The sequence below is a fragment of the Neisseria flavescens genome, from assembly GCF_001618065.1.
GTDB lineage: Bacteria > Pseudomonadota > Gammaproteobacteria > Burkholderiales > Neisseriaceae > Neisseria > Neisseria flavescens_A.
On sequence record NZ_LAEI01000002.1, the window covers coordinates 66855 to 83930 of the forward strand.

Consider the following 17076-nt stretch of genomic DNA (forward strand, 5'->3'; position numbering starts at 1 on the left):
AAAGCCCATAAAGTTTCAGACGGCCTCAGGCTGAAAATGCCCAAGGCCGTCTGAAAAATCAACATACAAACTGATTAACGTTTGGTTTTGGTTTGGCATTCGCCGCATACGCCGTACATATACAGCGCGTGATCGACGATGCGGTAGCCGTTTTCTTCGGCGATTTTGTCTTGCAGCGCTTCGATTTCCGGATTGTGGAATTCGGTTACTTCGCCGCATTTCACGCAGACGATGTGGTCGTGGTGATCGCCTTTGTCCAATTCGTAAACCGCTTTGCCGGTTTCAAAATGGTGGCGTTGCAAAATGCCGGCCTGTTCAAACTGGGTCAGCACACGGTAAATCGTCGCCACGCCGATTTCCACGCCCTCTTCCAACAGGATACGGTACACATCTTCCGCGCTCAAATGCTCCTCGGCATGAGTCTCGAACAAGTCCAAAATTTTCAAACGTGGACCAGTAACTTTCAAACCGCTGTCTTTCAATTGCGCAATGTTGCTGAATTTTTCCATAATATTCAATATCCCTGTAAGGTAATAACCGTTATAATACGCACTTTCCGCCCGTTTGCCCACTATTGGGCCGTTAAAGGGCGGCAATCTGCCGCCGGTCTTGCAATTGAAAATCGGCGAAAAGAAAATTAAGAAGATGATTATCGTTTGCTTTTTAAAAATATTCAAGCGATGATAAACATCTTTCCCGAAATGACACAGAAAGGTAAGCCCGTGAATAAAGCCTTATGCCTTGCCATCGCCGCTATTTTAGGTCTGGCCTCATGCAGTGCCGAGCGCGTATCCAACTTTCCATCCTACAAACTCAAAATCATTCAAGGTAACGAGCTCAATCCCCGCGCCGTGGTTTCCCTGCGCCAAGGTATGACCCGCGACCAAGTCCAACTGCTGCTCGGTACGCCGCTCCTGCGCGACGCCTTCCATGCCGACCGCTGGGATTACACTTTCAACACCAGCCGCAACGGCATCATCAAAGAACAAAGCAACCTGACCCTGTACTTTGAAAACGACGTCCTCGCACGCGCCGAAGGCGATGCCATTCAAAAATCCATCGAAGCCGTTCAAGCCGGACAAAACGTCGTTCCGACCACCGAAACCAACGCGAAATAAGGAAGCCCCATGAGCGCATTGAAAATCGCCATTGCCGGCGTCAACGGCCGCATGGGTCGCGTTTTGGTTGAAGCGGTCAACAACCATCCCGATGCCGTCCTTTCCGGCGCACTCGAGCATTCCGGTTCGGAAGTATTGGGTTTGGATGCAGGCTTCGCCTCCGGCCTCAAAACCGGCGTCGCCATTTCAGACGACGTAGATGCGGTTTTGGCTCAAAGCGATGTCCTCATCGACTTTACCCGTCCCGAGCCAACCCTGAAACACCTGCAAAAATGCGTGGAAAAAGGCGTCAACATCATCATCGGCACGACCGGTTTTGATGATGCAGGCAAAGCCGCCATCCAAGCCGCAGGCGAAAAAACAGGCGTTGTCTTTGCAGCCAACTTCAGCGTCGGCGTCAACCTGACCTTCCATATCCTCGACACCGTCGCCCGCGTGTTAAACGAAGGCTACGACATCGAAATCATCGAAGGCCACCACCGCCACAAAGTCGATGCCCCAAGCGGCACTGCGTTGCGCATGGGTGAAGTCATTGCCGATGCACTCGGCCGCGACCTCAAAGAATGCGCCGTTTACGGCCGCGAAGGCCACACCGGCCCGCGTGATCCGTCCACCATCGGTTTTGCCACCGTCCGCGCAGGCGACATCGTCGGCGACCACACCGCCCTCTTCGCCACTGACGGCGAGCGCGTGGAAATTACCCACAAGGCCAGCAGCCGCATGACCTTTGCCGCCGGTGCCGTACGCGCCGCAGTTTGGGCAAACGGCAAAAAAGGCCTGTACGATATGCAAGACGTACTGGGTTTGAAAAACCGATAAACCCGCATCATCAGGTTTCATACCTTACAAGGCCGTCTGAAAGCACAACGTCGATTTTCAGACGGCCTTATTAACAAAGAAAGCCCCACCATGTCCTATCAACAAATCACCATCAACGTCAACGATGCCGTTGCCGAACGCCTTGCTGACGCGCTGATGGAACACGGCGCATTGTCCGCCGCCATTGAAGATGCCTACGCCGGTACAGAAAACGAGCAGGCCATTTTCGGCGAACCGGGCATGCCGACCGAGCAAATCTGGCAACAAAGCAAAGTCATCGCCCTTTTCGGCGAAAGCGACGACGCCGCTTCCATTATCGAAACTGCCGCGCAGGAATGCGGTTTGAACGATTTGAAATACACCGGCGAAATCCTTGAAGATCAAGACTGGGTACGCCTGACCCAAGCGCAATTCGATCCGATTCAAATTTCCGAGCGCTTGTGGATTACCCCGTCTTGGCACGAAGCGCCCAACGGCAACGCCGTCAACCTGCAACTTGACCCGGGCCTTGCCTTCGGCACCGGCAGCCATCCGACCACCCGCCTCTGCCTCAAATGGCTCGACACGCAACTCAAAGGTGGCGAAAGCGTATTGGACTACGGTTGCGGCTCAGGCATTTTGGCCATTGCCGCTCTCAAACTCGGTGCAGGCTCAGCCGTCGGAGTAGATATTGACGAACAGGCCATCCGCGCCAGCAAAGACAATGCCGCGCAAAACAACGTTGACGCGCAGTTCTACCTGCCGGACGGCCTGCCGCAAGGCCAATTTGATGTCGTTGTCGCCAACATTCTGGCCAACCCGTTGCGTATGCTCGGCGAAATGCTTGCCGCGCGTACCAAACAAGGCGGCCGCATTGTTTTGTCCGGTCTTTTGGACGAACAAGTCGAAGAACTCAGCGGCATTTACAGCCAATGGTTCGACATCGAACCTGCCGAAATCGAAGAAGGCTGGGCGCGATTGAGCGGCGTCAAACGCTAAACCTGTTTTCCGATACAAAGGCCGTCTGAAATTTAATCTTTCAGACGGCCTTTTTGCACTTAAAACGCTGAATATTCCAGCAAAATCAGGTATAATTACCTATTATTTTGACCTTTCGGAACACATCCGCCGCGCCCGTTTGACATTTCATCGCGCGCACGGAAAATTTCCTTGAAATTCAGCAAGAAAAGACCATGACTGACCAAAAACACGAAGAATACGGCGCCGACAGCATACAAGTGCTGGAAGGCTTGGAAGCGGTACGCAAACGCCCCGGTATGTATATCGGCGACACGCAGGACGGCAGCGGCCTGCACCACATGGTGTTCGAGGTGCTCGACAACGCCATTGACGAAGCGCTCGCCGGCCATTGCGACAAAATCACCGTAACCATCCATGCCGACAATTCCGTCAGCGTGGCCGACAACGGGCGCGGTATGCCGACCGGCATCCACCCGAAAGAAGGACGCTCTGCCGCCGAAGTCATCATGACCGTATTGCACGCGGGCGGCAAGTTCGACAACAACAGCTACAAAATCTCCGGCGGCCTGCACGGCGTGGGCGTATCCGTCGTCAACGCGCTGTCCGACTGGGTAACGCTGACCATCTACCGCGACGGCAAAGAACACTTCGTCCGCTTCGTACGCGGCGAAGCCGAAGAGCCGTTGAAGGTTGTCGGCGATTCCGACAAAAAAGGCACGACCGTACGCTTCCTCGCCAGCAGCGAAACCTTCGGCAATGTCGAATACAGCTTCGACACCCTCGCCAAACGCATCCGCGAACTCTCCTTCCTGAATAACGGCGTAGACATCGAGCTGACCGACGAACGTGACGGCAGACACGAAAGCTTCGCCCTCTCCGGCGGCGTGGCCGGCTTCGTGCAATACATGAACCGCAAAAAAACGCCGTTGCACGAAAAAATCTTCTACGCGTTCGGCGAAAAAGACGGCATGAGCGTCGAATGCGCAATGCAGTGGAACGACAGCTACCAAGAAAGCGTACAATGTTTCACCAACAACATTCCGCAACGTGATGGCGGCACCCACTTGACCGCACTGCGCCAAGTGATGACCCGCACCATCAACAACTATATCGAAGCCAACGAAGTAGCCAAAAAAGCCAAAGTCGAAACCGCCGGCGACGATATGCGCGAAGGTCTGACCTGCGTTTTGTCCGTCAAACTGCCCGATCCGAAATTCTCATCGCAAACCAAAGACAAACTGGTTTCCAGCGAAATCGGCCCCGTTGTCAATGAAGTCATCAACCAAGCCCTGACCGACTTCCTTGAAGAAAACCCGACCGAAGCCAAAATTATCACCAGCAAAATCGTCGATGCCGCCCGCGCGCGCGAAGCCGCACGAAAAGCCCGCGAAATTACCCGCCGCAAAGGCGTGATGGACGGCTTGGGCCTGCCGGGTAAACTTGCCGACTGCCAAGAAAAAGACCCTGCCCTGTCCGAACTCTACCTCGTCGAGGGCGACTCCGCAGGCGGTTCCGCCATGCAGGGCCGCGACCGCAAATTCCAAGCGATTTTGCCGCTCAAAGGTAAGATTTTGAACGTCGAAAAAGCACGTTTTGAAAAAATGCTGGCCAGCCAAGAAGTCGCCACGCTGATTACCGCTTTGGGCGCAGGCATCGGCAAAGAAGAATTCAATGCCGAAAAACTGCGCTACCACCGCATCATCATCATGACCGATGCCGACGTGGACGGCGCGCACATCCGCACCCTGCTCCTGACCTTCTTCTACCGCCAAATGCCCGAGCTGGTCGAACGCGGCTACATCTACATCGCCCAGCCGCCTTTGTACAAAGCCAAATACGGCAAACAAGAGCGCTATCTCAAAGACGAATTGGAAAAAGACCAATGGCTGCTCGGTTTGGCCTTGGAAAAAGCCAAAATCGTTTCAGACGGCCGCACCATCGAAGGCGAAGAGCTTGCCAATACCGCCAAACAATTCCTGTTGGCCAAAACCGTCATCGAGCAAGAAAGCCGCATCATTGACGAACTCGTTCTGCACGCCATGCTGCACGCTTCGCCGGTCGACCTCAGTACAGCAGAAAGCGCAGACCGGGCCGTTGCCGAATTGAGCGGCCTCTTGGACGAAAAAGAAGTCGCACTCGAACGCATCGAAGGCCACGAAGGACACCAGTTCATCAAAATCACACGCAAGCTGCACGGCAATGTGATGGTAAGCTACCTCGAGCCTAAGTTCCTCAACAGCAAAGCCTATCAAACCCTTACCCAAACCGCCGCCGCACTCAAAGGCATGGTCGGCAAAGGGGCGAAGCTCTACAAAGGCGACAACGAATACGACATCGACAGCTTTGAAGCCGCTTTGGACATCTTGATGAGCGTTGCCCAAAAAGGCATGTCCATCCAACGATACAAAGGCTTGGGCGAGATGAATCCGGAACAACTTTGGGAAACCACGATGGATCCTACCGTCCGCCGCCTCCTGAAAGTCCGCATCGAAGACGCCATCGCCGCCGACGAAGTGTTCGTAACCCTGATGGGCGACGAAGTCGAACCACGCCGTGCTTTCATCGAAAACAACGCCCTGCTGGCACAAAACATCGACGCCTAAGCATGGAAAGATAAAAGGCCGTCTGAAAAACTATTTTCAGACGGCCTTTTTGTTTTCATTTTATTCACAATATTCTTTTTATAATCCAAAGTCCGATAACTTTTTGTGTTTACTTTCAAGTAAATCATGAATAAATTGCGGTTCTATTTCTAATAATGATTTTACAGTATCATGGATTTCCCAATACCGTTTACTTGGATAGTCAATAATATGCCGTAGATACTCCTTAACGAGCGGCACATACTCCATAAACTGCATTTTCGTAACCAGCCAAAACAACTCACTGATAGAAAAATCTGCCGATGATGCTTTACGAATAATTCTAGCCACAGAAGGAAAGATTTTCTGACGTGCATCATCACCTTTTTGCTGACTCTGATCTGCTTTAGATGCCCAGTAACTGATAAAAGCAGACAAGATATGCCGATCTGTATCATCATAACCATGTAAACGATGATCAATCATTCCCTCTGTCTCCCCTTTCTCAAACATCAAAACCAAAGTATCAAAACCTTCATCAATACCCCAGTGAACAAGCAGGCGTGCTGAATCAAATTGCAATACCTCATTTTCATTGGATAGCAATTTGATTAATCCATCTATCCTCTCTTGCGGCACATCCTCCAAGTCAAGCTCTTCTGGAATCGTCGTATAGTCCACATTTTCAGGTACGCTATACAGCAAAAAATCTATTTTTTTCTCATCCATTAATTTGACCCTTAGATAACTTGCTTCAGCTGCATATTTTAATAGGGCGTTTCAACTGATTTGGATTCTGGACAATCCCAAATAACCAGTTTGAAACGCTCCAATCCGTTTCCGATTTATTCCGCTTTCCCCAAAATCATCGCATCGCCATAGCTGAAAAAGCGGTATTCCTGTTCCACCGCATGACGGTAAACGCTGCGGATATGTTCCATGCCCGAAAACGCGCTGACGAGCATTAGCAAGGTTGATTTGGGCAGGTGGAAGTTGGTAATCAAGCGGTCGGCAACATTGAAGCGGTAGCCCGGCGTAATGAAAATATCGGTATCGCCGCGACCTGCTTTCAGACGGCCTGTTTCGCGTGCGGCGGATTCCAAGGCGCGCATGGAGGTTGTGCCCACCGCCCACACTTTATTGCCGCGCGCTTTGGCGGCTTCAACGGCGGCAACGGTCTCGGCCGGTACGTCAAACCACTCGCTGTGCATTTTGTGTTCTTCAATTTTATCGACGCGTACGGGTTGGAATGTGCCGGCACCGACGTGCAAGGTTACTTCTGCGGTTTCTACGCCTTTGGCTTTCAGACGGCCCAACAACTCATCGGTAAAGTGCAAACCTGCCGTCGGCGCGGCCACTGCGCCTTGATATTTGGCGTACACGGTCTGATAGCGGCTGTCGTCTTCATCATCGGCCGCGCGTTCGATATAAGGCGGCAAGGGCAAATGGCCGTTTTGCTCTAAAAGTTCGTAAACGGTTTGCTCGCCTTCAAATTTCAGGCAAAACAATTCTTCCGCACGTTCCATCATGACGGCACGGATATCGCCTTCAAAAATCAATTCTGTACCCGGCTTCGGCGATTTGGACGAGCGGATATGCGCCAATGCGGTATGCGCGTCCAATACCCGTTCAATCAGGGCTTCGATTTTGCCGCCGCTGGCTTTTTGGCCGAACAGGCGCGCCTTCATCACTTTGGTATTGTTAAACACCAGCACATCGCCCGGTGCGACATAATCGGGTAAATCGCCGAAATGTTTGTCTTCAATCGGCAATGTAGGCAAGGCAACCAGAAGCCTGCTGCTGCCGCGCACTTCCGGAGGATGCTGGGCAATCAGTTTTTCGGGCAATTCAAAATCAAAATCGGAAATATCCATTGTCGCGCATACTTTAAAAAAACAGGCGCCATTATACGCGCAAAGTTGGTTTTCAGACGGCATGTTTTATCGAAAAACCAATAAATTAGAATAAACGCTCTTGAAAAAATTACTTTTTAACGAAAATCAGCGTTCCTTTCTTTTTTCGCCGAAAAACGCCTTTTTTCTATCTTTTACTGGACATTTACCGACAAGTTCGGGAAAATAACCAGATTCATTTCTCAGGCTCCGCCCTGTTCCGACATTATTTAAACGCCGGATGGCAAACCTACCTTCCGACGTCTCAGGAAATCATCTAAAACCACAGCGGCGCATACCCAATATGCACTTTATGCCGCGCTAAAAAGGAAAAGCAATGGATTTGCGTAAATTAAAAAAACTGATTGATTTGGTCGAAGAATCAGGCATTGCAGAAATTGAAGTTACCGAAGGCGAAGAAAAAGTCCGCATTACGCGTACCACTGCCGCCGCAGCTCCTATTTATGCTGCTCCGGCACCTGCCGCAGCCGCTCCGGTTGCCGCCCCTGCTGCTCCGGCAGCCGCTCCAGCAGCCGCCCCTGCCGCTCGCGATTTGTCCAACGCGCAAAAATCGCCTATGGTCGGTACTTTCTATCGCGCTCCCGGCCCTAACGCCGCTGCTTTCGTCGAAGTCGGCCAACAAGTCAAAGCCGGCGATACTTTGTGCATCATCGAAGCCATGAAGCTGATGAACGAAATCGAAGCCGAGAAATCCGGTGTCGTTAAAGAAATTCTGGTTGAAAACGGTACTCCGGTCGAATACGGCGAGCCGCTCTTCATCATTGAATAATCCGTTTTTTCAGACGGCCTTTATCTTTAAGGCCGTCTGAAATTCCTTTTTCTGTTCATTAAGGACAAACCATGCGTCTGATTTTGGCTATTTTCTTGCCATGGCTTCAGTTTTTCACCATCGGCCGTCCATTTGCAGGCATCATCTGTCTGATTCTGCAATGTACGCTGGTTGGCTGGATACCGGCAGCCATGTGGTCGGTTTACGCCTTGAGCCAATACAAAACCGACCAAAAAATCCGCAACGCATTAGGCGGCCGATGAGGCCGTCTGAACCATCCGGAAAGATTATCATGCTGAAAAAAGTATTGATCGCCAACCGGGGCGAAATCGCCCTGCGCGTCCTGCGTGCCTGCCGTGAAATGGGCATCGCCACCGTCGCCGTCCATTCCGAAGCCGACAAAGACAGCCTGCACGTCAAACTCGCCGACGAATCCGTGTGCATCGGCCCTGCCGCATCCGCACAAAGCTACCTCAACATTCCCGCCCTCATCGCAGCCGCCGAAGTCACCGAAGCCGACGGTATCCACCCCGGCTACGGCTTTCTCGCCGAAAACGCCAATTTTGCCGAACAAGTCGAACAATCCGGCTTTGTCTTCATCGGCCCGAAAGCCGACACCATCCGTCTGATGGGCGACAAAGTATCCGCCAAACACGCCATGATCGAAGCCGGCGTACCTTGTGTTCCCGGCTCTGAAGGCGCATTGCCAGACGACGGCGACGAAATCCTGAAAATTGCCGATAAAGTCGGTTATCCCGTCATTATCAAAGCCTCCGGCGGCGGCGGCGGTCGCGGTATGCGCGTCGTCGAGAAAAAAGAAGACCTCCTTCAGTCTGTCGAAATGACCAAAGCCGAAGCAGGCGCGGCATTCGGCAACCCGATGGTTTACATGGAACGCTATCTGCAACGTCCGCGCCACGTCGAAATCCAAGTGATTGCCGACGAACACGGCAACGCCATCTACCTCGCCGAGCGCGACTGCTCCATGCAGCGCCGCCACCAAAAAGTCATCGAAGAAGCACCGGCTCCGTTCATCACTGAAGAAGAACGCGCCAAAATCGGCAACGCCTGTGCCGACGCTTGCAAACGCATCGGCTATCGTGGCGCAGGTACGTTTGAATTCCTGTACGAAGACGGTGAATTCTTCTTTATCGAGATGAACACACGCGTTCAGGTTGAGCATCCGGTTACCGAGCTCATCACCGGCGTAGACATCGTCCAAGAGCAATTACGCATCGCATCCGGCCTGCCTTTGCAATACAAACAGGAAGACATTCAAGTCGAAGGCCACGCGTTTGAGTGCCGTATCAATGCCGAAGACCCGTACAACTTCATTCCAAGCCCAGGCCTGATTGAAAGCTGCCACCTACCCGGCGGCTTCGGCGTCCGCGTCGACAGCCATATTTACCAAGGCTACCGCATCCCTCCTTACTACGACAGCCTAATCGGCAAAGTCTGTGTCGTCGGTAAAGACCGCGACCAAGCCATGGCCAAAATGCGTGTTGCCCTCGATGAGCTGGCGATTACCGGCATCAAAACCAATACGCCGCTGCACCGTGACTTGTTCAGCGATCCGGGTTTCCAAAAAGGTGGTGTCAGCATCCACTACTTGGAACATTGGTTGGAAGAACGCAAAGCCAAACAGGATAAATAATTCCTTGTTTTGACTAAAAATCAGGCCGTCTGAAACGCAAAATAAAGTTTCAGACGGCCTTTTTTAAGGCGAAGCAGGCTTCTTCAAATACCGCGTGGACTTTGACGCGCTGGAAAGCCTGCCCGAACTCAAAGCAGGCAAAATCGGCGCGATTTGCTGTTCGCGCCCGACCAATCCGACCGGCAATGTGCTGACCGACGGCGAAATGGCGCAGCTGGACGCTTTGGTGCAAGAACACGGCATTCCGCTGATTATCGACAACGCCTACGGAATGCCGTTCCCCAACATCATTTACAGCAACGTGACGCTGAATTGGCACGAAAACATCATCCTCTGCTTCAGCCTTTCTAAAATCGGCCTGCCCGGTGTGCGCACCGGCATTATTGTCGCTGCACCGGAAGTGGTCAAAGCCGTCAGCAGTTTGAATGCGATTGTGAACCTGTCGCCAACCCGTTTCGGCGCGGCGATTGCGGCTCCGCTGTTGAACGACGGCCGTCTGAAACAGCTGGCCGATGAAGTGATTCAGCCGTTTTACCGTCAGCAGGCACAAACGGCGGTTTCCCTGCTCAAACGCGAATTGGGCGCGTATCCGTTGAAAATCCACAAGCCTGAAGGTGCGATTTTCTTGTGGCTTTGGTTTGAAAACCTGCCCGTTTCGTCGCAAACCTTGTACGAAATGCTCAAGGCTGAAGGTACGCTGATTATTCCGGGCGAGCATTTCTTTGTCGGCATCGATACGCAAGATTATCCGCACGCGCACGAGTGCATCCGCATGAGCATTGCGCAGGACGCGGAAACGCTGGAAAAAGGTATTGCTGCGATCGGTCGCGTGGTCCGCGGTTTGTACGATGCGGCGTAAACGGTAAAGTTGACAGCCATTCAGTCAAAAGGTCGTCTGAAAACAGTTTCAGACGACCTTTTATCATTTATTTTTTGAAATGAAATTAATTTTCTTTTAAAATTAACCGTTACGACCGACTTTTGAAAGAAAATACAAATGATTAAGCCTGCTTCCAGACTCAGCATCCTCAGCCTCTCCCTTCTTGCCGTTTCGGCGGCATTTGCCTCAGACGAACCCCAAGTCCGAGAAACCGCCGAACTTGAAGCCATCACCGTAACCGCCAGCGCGGACGCATCCAAGGGCGGTTTGATTCCTGCATTTAAAGGCGGACAGGTGGCGCGCGGCAGCCGCGTGGGTATTTTGGGCAATAAAAAAAACCTAGAATCGCCGTTCTCCAATACTGCTTACACCAATAGGCTGATTCAGGACAAACATGCGCGCAGCGTCGGCGACGTACTGCAAAACGACCCGACCGTCCGCGTTGCGCGCGGTTACGGCAATTTTCAGGAAGCGTATTTCATACGCGGCTTTGCCGCCGAATCGGACGATACCATGTACAACGGCCTTTACGGCATCCTGCCGCGCCAATACATCGCCACCGAACTTTTCGAACGCGTGGAAGTCCAGCGCGGCGCATCCGCCTTCTTAAACGGCATGGCGCCGGGCGGCAACAATATCGGCGGCACGGTATCCGTATTGCCCAAACGCGCGTCCAATGAAGGATTGAACCGGCTGACTGCCAATTACGGCGCGGGAAAACGCGGTGGTTTGGCGGCGGACGTGGCGCGCCGTTTCGGACAAAATCAGGAATTCGGCGTGCGCGTCAATGCGGCGCACCATAACGGCAAAACCGCAATAGACGACGAAAAGTCCAAACTCAGCCTGGTCAATGTCGGCCTAGACTGGCGCAATGAAAATGCCCGCCTGTCCGCCGATTTGGGCTGGCAGGACAACAAGCTCAAAGCCACGCGTACCAATGTTACCCTGTCAGGCCTGACCGCCGTGCCGGCCGCGCCTGATGCCTCGTCCAACTGGGCGCAGCCGTGGACGTATTCCAACGAGCGCGACTGGTTCGGCACAATGCGCGGCGAATACGATTTCAACGACAACCTGACTGCCTACGCCGCCTACGGCTTCCGCCGCAGCAAGGAAAACAATTCTCTGGCAAACCTGACTGTCGGCAATGTCAACGGCGACGGATCGATTTACCGCTTCGACAACGCGCGTAAGGATAAAATCGACACAGGCGAAATCGGCTTGCGCGGCAAATTCAATACGGGCGCGGTAGGGCACGAATGGACCGCCGCCGCCAACCGTTTCCAATCCTCGCGCAAAAACGCTTACATCATGGATTGGGGCAACCAATATACGACCAACCTCTACAACCCGTCCCGCTATCCGCAACCCGCAGCCGCCAACCCGCTGTATTCGGGCAACGACATGGGCAATCCTGCTGTTACCGGCAAAACACGCCTGACCAGCTTCGCCTTGGGCGACACCTTCAGCCTTTGGGACAAACGCCTGCAATTCATGCTCGGTGCGCGCTGGCAGCAGGTGCATAACAAGGCTTACGCCTATAATACGGGCGCGCAAACCGAAAATTACAAAAAATCGCGCCTCAGTCCCTCCGTCGGCGCGGTGTACCGCATCACGCCGAATTGGTCGGTGTACGGCAACTACATCGAAAGCCTGGGACAAGGCGCGACCGCAGGCTCGACTGCCTCCATCAACGGCCGGGCCTACGCCGTCAGCAATGCTGGCGAATCGCTCAAACCCTATGTTTCCAAACAAAAAGAAATCGGCACGAAATTTGAAGCTAACGGCTTCGGCGCGGGATTGGCCCTGTTCCACACCGACAAACCGCGTTCGCTTTACGTTGCCGAAAGCAACAACACCGCCCGCTTCACCTCCGAAGGCAAAGACCGCCACCGGGGCGCGGAAATCACCGTTTACGGGGAAGTCGCACAAGGTGTGAGGCTCTTGGGCGGCATTACCCTGCTCGATGCCAAGCAGAAATCTACCGGCTCATCTTTAACTGACGGCAAACGCACCATCGGCGTGGCTAAAACCCAAGCCAACATTGGCTTGGAATGGGAAGTGCCGAAAGTGCAGGGTTTGGTATTTGACGGACGCATGGTTTACACCGGTTCTTCCTACGCCGATGCGGCCAATACGCTTAAAGTCGGCGGCTGGACGCGCTTCGACATCGGCGCGCGCTACCACACCCAAATCGGCAGGCACGAAGCCACCTTCCGCGCCCGCCTCGATAATGTTGCCAACAAGAAATACTGGGCATCCGTCGGCGGATACCCTAACAGCGGCTACCTGAACGCCGGCGCACCGCGCAGCTTCACCCTGTCGGCTTCGGTCGATTTTTAAGGGACGGGCGGCAAACGGCCTCCAACGGTCCAAAGGTCGTCTGAAACGTTTTCAGACGACCTTGGAGCCTGGGGCGTCCGACTTTGCCCTACGCTTTCGGACAACTGCCGTAAAACTCCGCCTTTGCGGCATCGGCACCGACAACGGGCAATGGATTTTGCTGCGCCGCCGCTTTCTCCGAATAACGTCAAACCCACTAAAAGGTCGTCTGAAACGTGTTCCAAATCCAAAACGCCACCTTCGCCATACCCGGCCGCTCGCTGCTGCACGACATCAGCGTCAACTTTTCCCCTAACCGCGTGTACGGCCTCATCGGTCATAACGGCTCAGGCAAGTCCACGCTGTTGAAACTGCTCACCCGCCAGCATGAACCCGCAGGCGGCAGGATATTGCTGAACGACAAAGAAATACGCGCCTATTCCGCCCGCGCATACGCCAAAGAAGTCGCCTATCTTCCGCAGCAACTGCCCGCCGCTACCGCGCTGACCGCGCGCGAGCTGGTTATGATGGGGCGTTATGCCTGGAGCGGGCTTTTAGGGCGCACGAACGATGCGGACAGACAGGCGGTGGAACAGGCGTTGCGGCTGACGCATACGGAAAAATTTGCCGATCAAATCGTCGATACGCTGTCGGGCGGCGAACGTTCGCGCGTCTGGCTGGCGATGTGCCTGGCGCAGCAAAGCCGCTTTTTGCTGCTGGACGAACCGCTTGCCGCTTTGGACATCGCCCACCAAATCGACGTGATGGCACTGGTGCGCAAGCTGTCTCGCAATTTGGGGTTGGGCGTCATCATCGTCATCCACGACATTAATCTGGCGGCGCAGTATTGCGATGAACTGGTCGCGCTCAAACAGGGACGGCTATTAAAAACGGGCAAACCCGCCAACATTATGACCGCAGAAGTGTTGAAAGACATTTACAGCGTCGATATGAACATCATCGCCCATCCTGAAAACGGCTGCCCCGTGGCATTGCCTTGACGCAGGCAAACCATCCCGCCGTATAAGTTCCGACCATAAAATCCGCCGCCCGAATCCAAACCGGATGACATCACAGACCATTGTGAAATACCTGTATCCGATATGTTTCAGACGACCCTTTATTCAAAAACCGAAAGACCTTCCAAGCTCATGTCCCACCGCTTTTCAGGCGACATTCCCCGCCTTGCTGCACGGCTGTTTTTTACCGCTGCCCTCCTGTTTTCCCTGCCTGCACCCGCCGCACCGCGCGTGGCGACTTCGGACTGGACGGTCGCCGAAACACTGACGGCGATGGGGCATCCGCCCGTCAGCGTTGCCGACCGCCGCGTGTACGATACCTGGGTGAACCATCCGCCACTGCCCGCTGCCGTCAAGGAAGCGGGGCTGCGCTTCCAGCCGAATTTGGAGCGGCTGTATCAGATAAAGCCTGATTTTTTCGTGCAATCTTCCTGGTATGCCGCCGCCAAGTCCCAGTTTGAAAAAATCGCCCCGGTACGCGAAGTGGATTTCGGCACAGCAAAAGGCATCGAATATGCCCACACGGTCGAAGCCACGCGCAGGCTGGGTAAAATCATCGGCGACCCTACCGCTGCCGAAAAGCTGATTGCCGGTACGGAAAACCTGTTTGCCCGCGCCAAACCCGCGCTTTCGGCATATCGCGGCCGCCCGTTTGCGGTGGTGCAGTTTGTCGACGGGCGGCATTTGCGAATTTACGGCAAGACTTCGCTGTTTCAGGCCGTGTTCGACAAATTGGGGCTGAACAATGCCTGGACGGGCAAAAGCAACGAATGGGGTTTCGAAAACATCACGCTTTTAGATTTGGCAAAGCTGCCGCCGGACACGCTGCTAATCATCGTCAAACCGCATCCTCAAAATACACGTGCAACGCTCGAAAAAAGCGCGCTTTGGCAACGCCTGCCGTTCTGCCGCCCTGCAAACCGCCGCATCTTCGAGCCGTCGTGGAGCTACGGCGCACTGCCGTCCATGCAGCGTTTCACTTTGCAACTGATGCGTTCGATGTCGTCTGAAAACCCGTCCGCACAAAAGGAAGCCGCATGGTAAAGATTTTCAGACGACCCCTGCCTATCCTTGCCGCCTCGTTGGCAATATCGTGCGCGCTGACGGCGTTTTGGATATTGAAGCTGGAATGGACGCTGCCGTGGCTGCGGCTGTTTGACCGTCCCGACAGCCTGCCTTTGGATGCACTGATGGTGCAGAACAACACCCTGCCCCGCATGGCGATGGCGCTGCTCGCAGGCGGCAGTACGGCGATGGCGACCATGCTGATGCAGCAGTTGATGCACAATCCGCTCGCATCCGACAGTACACTGGCAGTCAGCAGCGGCGCGCAGGCGGCTTTGGTGGCGGCGACCGTGTTCGCCCCTTCCTTCCTTGCCTACGGCACGTCCGCCGTGGCGTTTGCCGGCGCAGCGGCAGCTTTGGGCGCGGTATTGCGGCTGTCGGCACGGCGCGCCCTGCAACCGCTCAGCGTCGTGCTGGCGGGTTTGGTGGTCAGCCTGTATCTGGGTTCCCTCACCGGTATCGTGATGCTGTTTTTCAGCGAAGAGACGCGCGGCGTGATGCAGTGGGGCAGCGGCTCCCTGGTGCAGGACAGTTGGCGCGATACGTTGGGGCTTTTGTGGCGGATTGCCGTTGCCGCCATACTTACCGCCTTTTTAATCAAACCGTTAAACATCATGAGCCTGGGCGACACACAGGCGGAATCGGCAGGCATACCGGTGAAGAAAATCCGTCTGCTGTCTTTGGCGGTTGCTGCATTTTTGAGTGCGGGCGTGGTCGGCTTTGTCGGCATGATGGGCTTTGTCGGATTGGCGGCGGCGACGCTGGTGCGACAAATGGGCGTACGCACCCTGTCCATGCGCCTGATTTGTTCCTTCATCGTCGGCGCACTGCTTTTGATGCTGACGGACAACGGCCTGATGCTGCTGAAACACTACCGCGGCACCGATCTGCCCGCCGGCGCTGTAACTGCCCTCGTCGGCGCGCCGCTTTTGTTGTGGCTGACGGCGAAAGCACCTCCGCGTCCTTCGTTTCAGACGACCTCCGATATTTCAACCGCCGCGCCGCACGTCCCGCGCCTCTTGCATTTTCTGCTGCTTATCACCGTCGCCGTATCGGTATTGGCGTTTACGGTCGGACGCTATGACGAAACCCTGCGCCTGACTATAGACCCGGAATATTTCGTATTCCGCTACCCGCGCGTGCTGCTCGCCGCCGCCACCGGCACCATGCTCGCGTTGACCGGCGTCATACTGCAAAGGCTGACGCAAAACCCGATGGCGGGACCCGAACTCTTGGGCATCAGCTCTGGAACGGCATTCGGCGCGATGTCGGTAGTGATGCTGTTCGGCATTACCTCGGGCAGCGGCTGGTTTTGGCTGACAGGTATCGTTTCCGCTCTCGTATCCTTGGGGCTGTTGATGCTGTTCAACCGCAAAAACGGATTTACTCCCGAAAAAATCCTGCTTACCGGCATGGCGCTGGCCGCACTCGCCGATACCGCCATCCGCATTTGGATGGCAACCGGCGATTTCCGCGTACAACTGCTTTTATTGTGGATGTCAGGTTCGACCTATCAGGCAACGCCCGAATCCGCCCTTACCGTCAGCCTACTCGCCGCCGCCTCGCTCCTCCTCATCCTCACGCTGCAACGCTGGCTCGGACTGCTCAGCCTGAACGCAACAATCGCCCGCTCCGTCGGCATCAACGTCTCCCTCGCACGGCTGGTGCTGATCGTCTCAAGCGCAACGTTAACCGCCTTATCCACACTGCTCATCGGCCCCTTGAGCTTCGTCGGACTGCTTGCGCCGCATCTGGCCCGTATGCTCGGCGCACGCCTGCCCAAACAGCAACTTGCCGCCGCACTCATCGGCGCATCGGTTATGATGACGGCCGACTGGCTGGGCAGGCAGGTAATGTTCCCTTACGAAGTCCCCGCCGGAATGATGGCCACGCTCATAGGCGGCGCATATTTCATGATGATGATGCGCAAGCTTTAATGCGAACGGAGATACAAAAAGGTCGTCTGAAAACAGTTTCA

Annotated in this window: 14 protein-coding genes and 1 pseudogene; 12 read left to right on the plus strand and 3 right to left on the minus strand. The window is 54.5% G+C overall.

From position 1 onward, the window contains the following. Positions 1-74 precede the first annotated feature (74 nt). Positions 75-572: a ferric iron uptake transcriptional regulator gene (fur, locus tag TW89_RS00970; protein WP_003682812.1), complete on the minus strand. Its 498-nt coding sequence runs from the start codon at positions 570-572 to the stop codon at positions 75-77. Between the two features lie 150 nt (positions 573-722). Between fur and TW89_RS00975 the strand changes: the two genes are divergently transcribed. The 4 genes from TW89_RS00975 (at position 723) to gyrB (ending at position 5500) form a co-directional block, all read left to right on the plus strand. Continuing rightward, positions 723-1118 (plus strand): outer membrane protein assembly factor BamE, encoded by a 396-nt coding sequence (locus TW89_RS00975; protein WP_039862532.1) that lies wholly within the window; start codon positions 723-725, stop codon positions 1116-1118. A 9-nt stretch (positions 1119-1127) separates the two neighbouring features. After that, the gene (gene dapB / locus TW89_RS00980; protein ID WP_070504004.1) at positions 1128-1937 is read left to right on the plus strand and encodes a 4-hydroxy-tetrahydrodipicolinate reductase; all 810 of its coding nucleotides are present in this window, start codon (positions 1128-1130) and stop codon (positions 1935-1937) included. Positions 1938-2027: 90 nt separating this feature from the next. After that, positions 2028-2915 (plus strand): 50S ribosomal protein L11 methyltransferase, encoded by an 888-nt coding sequence (prmA, locus tag TW89_RS00985; protein ID WP_128580258.1) that lies wholly within the window; start codon positions 2028-2030, stop codon positions 2913-2915. Between the two features lie 194 nt (positions 2916-3109). Further along, positions 3110-5500 carry a DNA topoisomerase (ATP-hydrolyzing) subunit B gene (gene gyrB, locus TW89_RS00990; RefSeq protein WP_128580259.1) on the plus strand — a complete coding sequence of 797 codons (2391 nt, stop codon included), beginning with the start codon at positions 3110-3112 and terminating at the stop codon, positions 5498-5500. A gap of 78 nt (positions 5501-5578) precedes the next feature. Here the strand turns inward: gyrB and TW89_RS00995 are convergent, their stop codons facing one another. Together TW89_RS00995 and queA are read right to left on the minus strand one after the other, a co-directional pair. After that, on the minus strand, positions 5579-6208 hold the full coding sequence (locus TW89_RS00995) for a hypothetical protein (protein ID WP_128580260.1): 630 nt from the start codon (positions 6206-6208) through the stop codon (positions 5579-5581). A gap of 116 nt (positions 6209-6324) precedes the next feature. Continuing rightward, the gene (queA, locus tag TW89_RS01000) at positions 6325-7353 is read right to left on the minus strand and encodes a tRNA preQ1(34) S-adenosylmethionine ribosyltransferase-isomerase QueA (protein ID WP_070633218.1); all 1029 of its coding nucleotides are present in this window, start codon (positions 7351-7353) and stop codon (positions 6325-6327) included. 355 nt (positions 7354-7708) lie between these two features. Here queA and accB point away from each other — a divergent pair, with 355 nt between their 5' ends. The 8 genes and pseudogenes from accB to fhuB all read left to right on the plus strand — a co-directional run bounded on the left by accB (position 7709) and on the right by fhuB (position 17035). Then, positions 7709-8161 carry an acetyl-CoA carboxylase biotin carboxyl carrier protein gene (gene accB / locus TW89_RS01005; RefSeq protein ID WP_101756189.1) on the plus strand — a complete coding sequence of 151 codons (453 nt, stop codon included), beginning with the start codon at positions 7709-7711 and terminating at the stop codon, positions 8159-8161. Between the two features lie 71 nt (positions 8162-8232). Continuing rightward, positions 8233-8424 (plus strand): YqaE/Pmp3 family membrane protein, encoded by a 192-nt coding sequence (locus tag TW89_RS01010; protein ID WP_003680299.1) that lies wholly within the window; start codon positions 8233-8235, stop codon positions 8422-8424. A gap of 29 nt (positions 8425-8453) precedes the next feature. Then, entirely contained in the window at positions 8454-9815 is a 1362-nt protein-coding gene (accC, locus tag TW89_RS01015; RefSeq protein WP_128580261.1) for an acetyl-CoA carboxylase biotin carboxylase subunit, read from the plus strand. Positions 9816-9882: 67 nt separating this feature from the next. Continuing rightward, positions 9883-10674, plus strand: a pseudogene (locus tag TW89_RS01020) (aminotransferase class I/II-fold pyridoxal phosphate-dependent enzyme); the annotation flags it as partial. Positions 10675-10812: 138 nt separating this feature from the next. Then, complete coding sequence (locus tag TW89_RS01025; protein WP_128580262.1) at positions 10813-13035, plus strand: TonB-dependent receptor; 2223 nt, start codon at positions 10813-10815, stop codon at positions 13033-13035. A gap of 215 nt (positions 13036-13250) precedes the next feature. Next, complete coding sequence (locus TW89_RS01030; RefSeq protein WP_128580263.1) at positions 13251-14015, plus strand: ABC transporter ATP-binding protein; 765 nt, start codon at positions 13251-13253, stop codon at positions 14013-14015. 150 nt (positions 14016-14165) lie between these two features. Then, positions 14166-15077, plus strand: a complete 912-nt coding sequence (locus TW89_RS01035; protein ID WP_283114190.1) for an ABC transporter substrate-binding protein — start codon at positions 14166-14168, stop codon at positions 15075-15077. Continuing rightward, on the plus strand, positions 15071-17035 hold the full coding sequence (fhuB, locus tag TW89_RS01040) for a Fe(3+)-hydroxamate ABC transporter permease FhuB (RefSeq protein WP_128580265.1): 1965 nt from the start codon (positions 15071-15073) through the stop codon (positions 17033-17035). Before TW89_RS01035 ends, fhuB begins: the two co-directional genes overlap by 7 nt. Positions 17036-17076 lie beyond the last annotated feature (41 nt).

Excerpts from the sequence above, each read along its gene's own strand:
- accC (WP_128580261.1), top strand. The coding sequence starts at position 8,454 with ATGCTGAAAAAAGTATTGATCGCCAACCGGGGCGAAATCGCCCTGCGC.
- dapB (WP_070504004.1), top strand. The coding sequence starts at position 1,128 with ATGAGCGCATTGAAAATCGCCATTGCCGGCGTCAACGGCCGCATGGGT.
- queA (WP_070633218.1), bottom strand. The coding sequence starts at position 7,353 with ATGGATATTTCCGATTTTGATTTTGAATTGCCCGAAAAACTGATTGCC.
- prmA (WP_128580258.1), top strand. The coding sequence starts at position 2,028 with ATGTCCTATCAACAAATCACCATCAACGTCAACGATGCCGTTGCCGAA.
- TW89_RS01010 (WP_003680299.1), top strand. The coding sequence starts at position 8,233 with ATGCGTCTGATTTTGGCTATTTTCTTGCCATGGCTTCAGTTTTTCACC.
- accB (WP_101756189.1), top strand. The coding sequence starts at position 7,709 with ATGGATTTGCGTAAATTAAAAAAACTGATTGATTTGGTCGAAGAATCA.
- TW89_RS01025 (WP_128580262.1), top strand. The coding sequence starts at position 10,813 with ATGATTAAGCCTGCTTCCAGACTCAGCATCCTCAGCCTCTCCCTTCTT.
- fhuB (WP_128580265.1), top strand. The coding sequence starts at position 15,071 with ATGGTAAAGATTTTCAGACGACCCCTGCCTATCCTTGCCGCCTCGTTG.
- gyrB (WP_128580259.1), top strand. The coding sequence starts at position 3,110 with ATGACTGACCAAAAACACGAAGAATACGGCGCCGACAGCATACAAGTG.
- TW89_RS01035 (WP_283114190.1), top strand. The coding sequence starts at position 14,166 with ATGTCCCACCGCTTTTCAGGCGACATTCCCCGCCTTGCTGCACGGCTG.
- TW89_RS00995 (WP_128580260.1), bottom strand. The coding sequence starts at position 6,208 with ATGGATGAGAAAAAAATAGATTTTTTGCTGTATAGCGTACCTGAAAAT.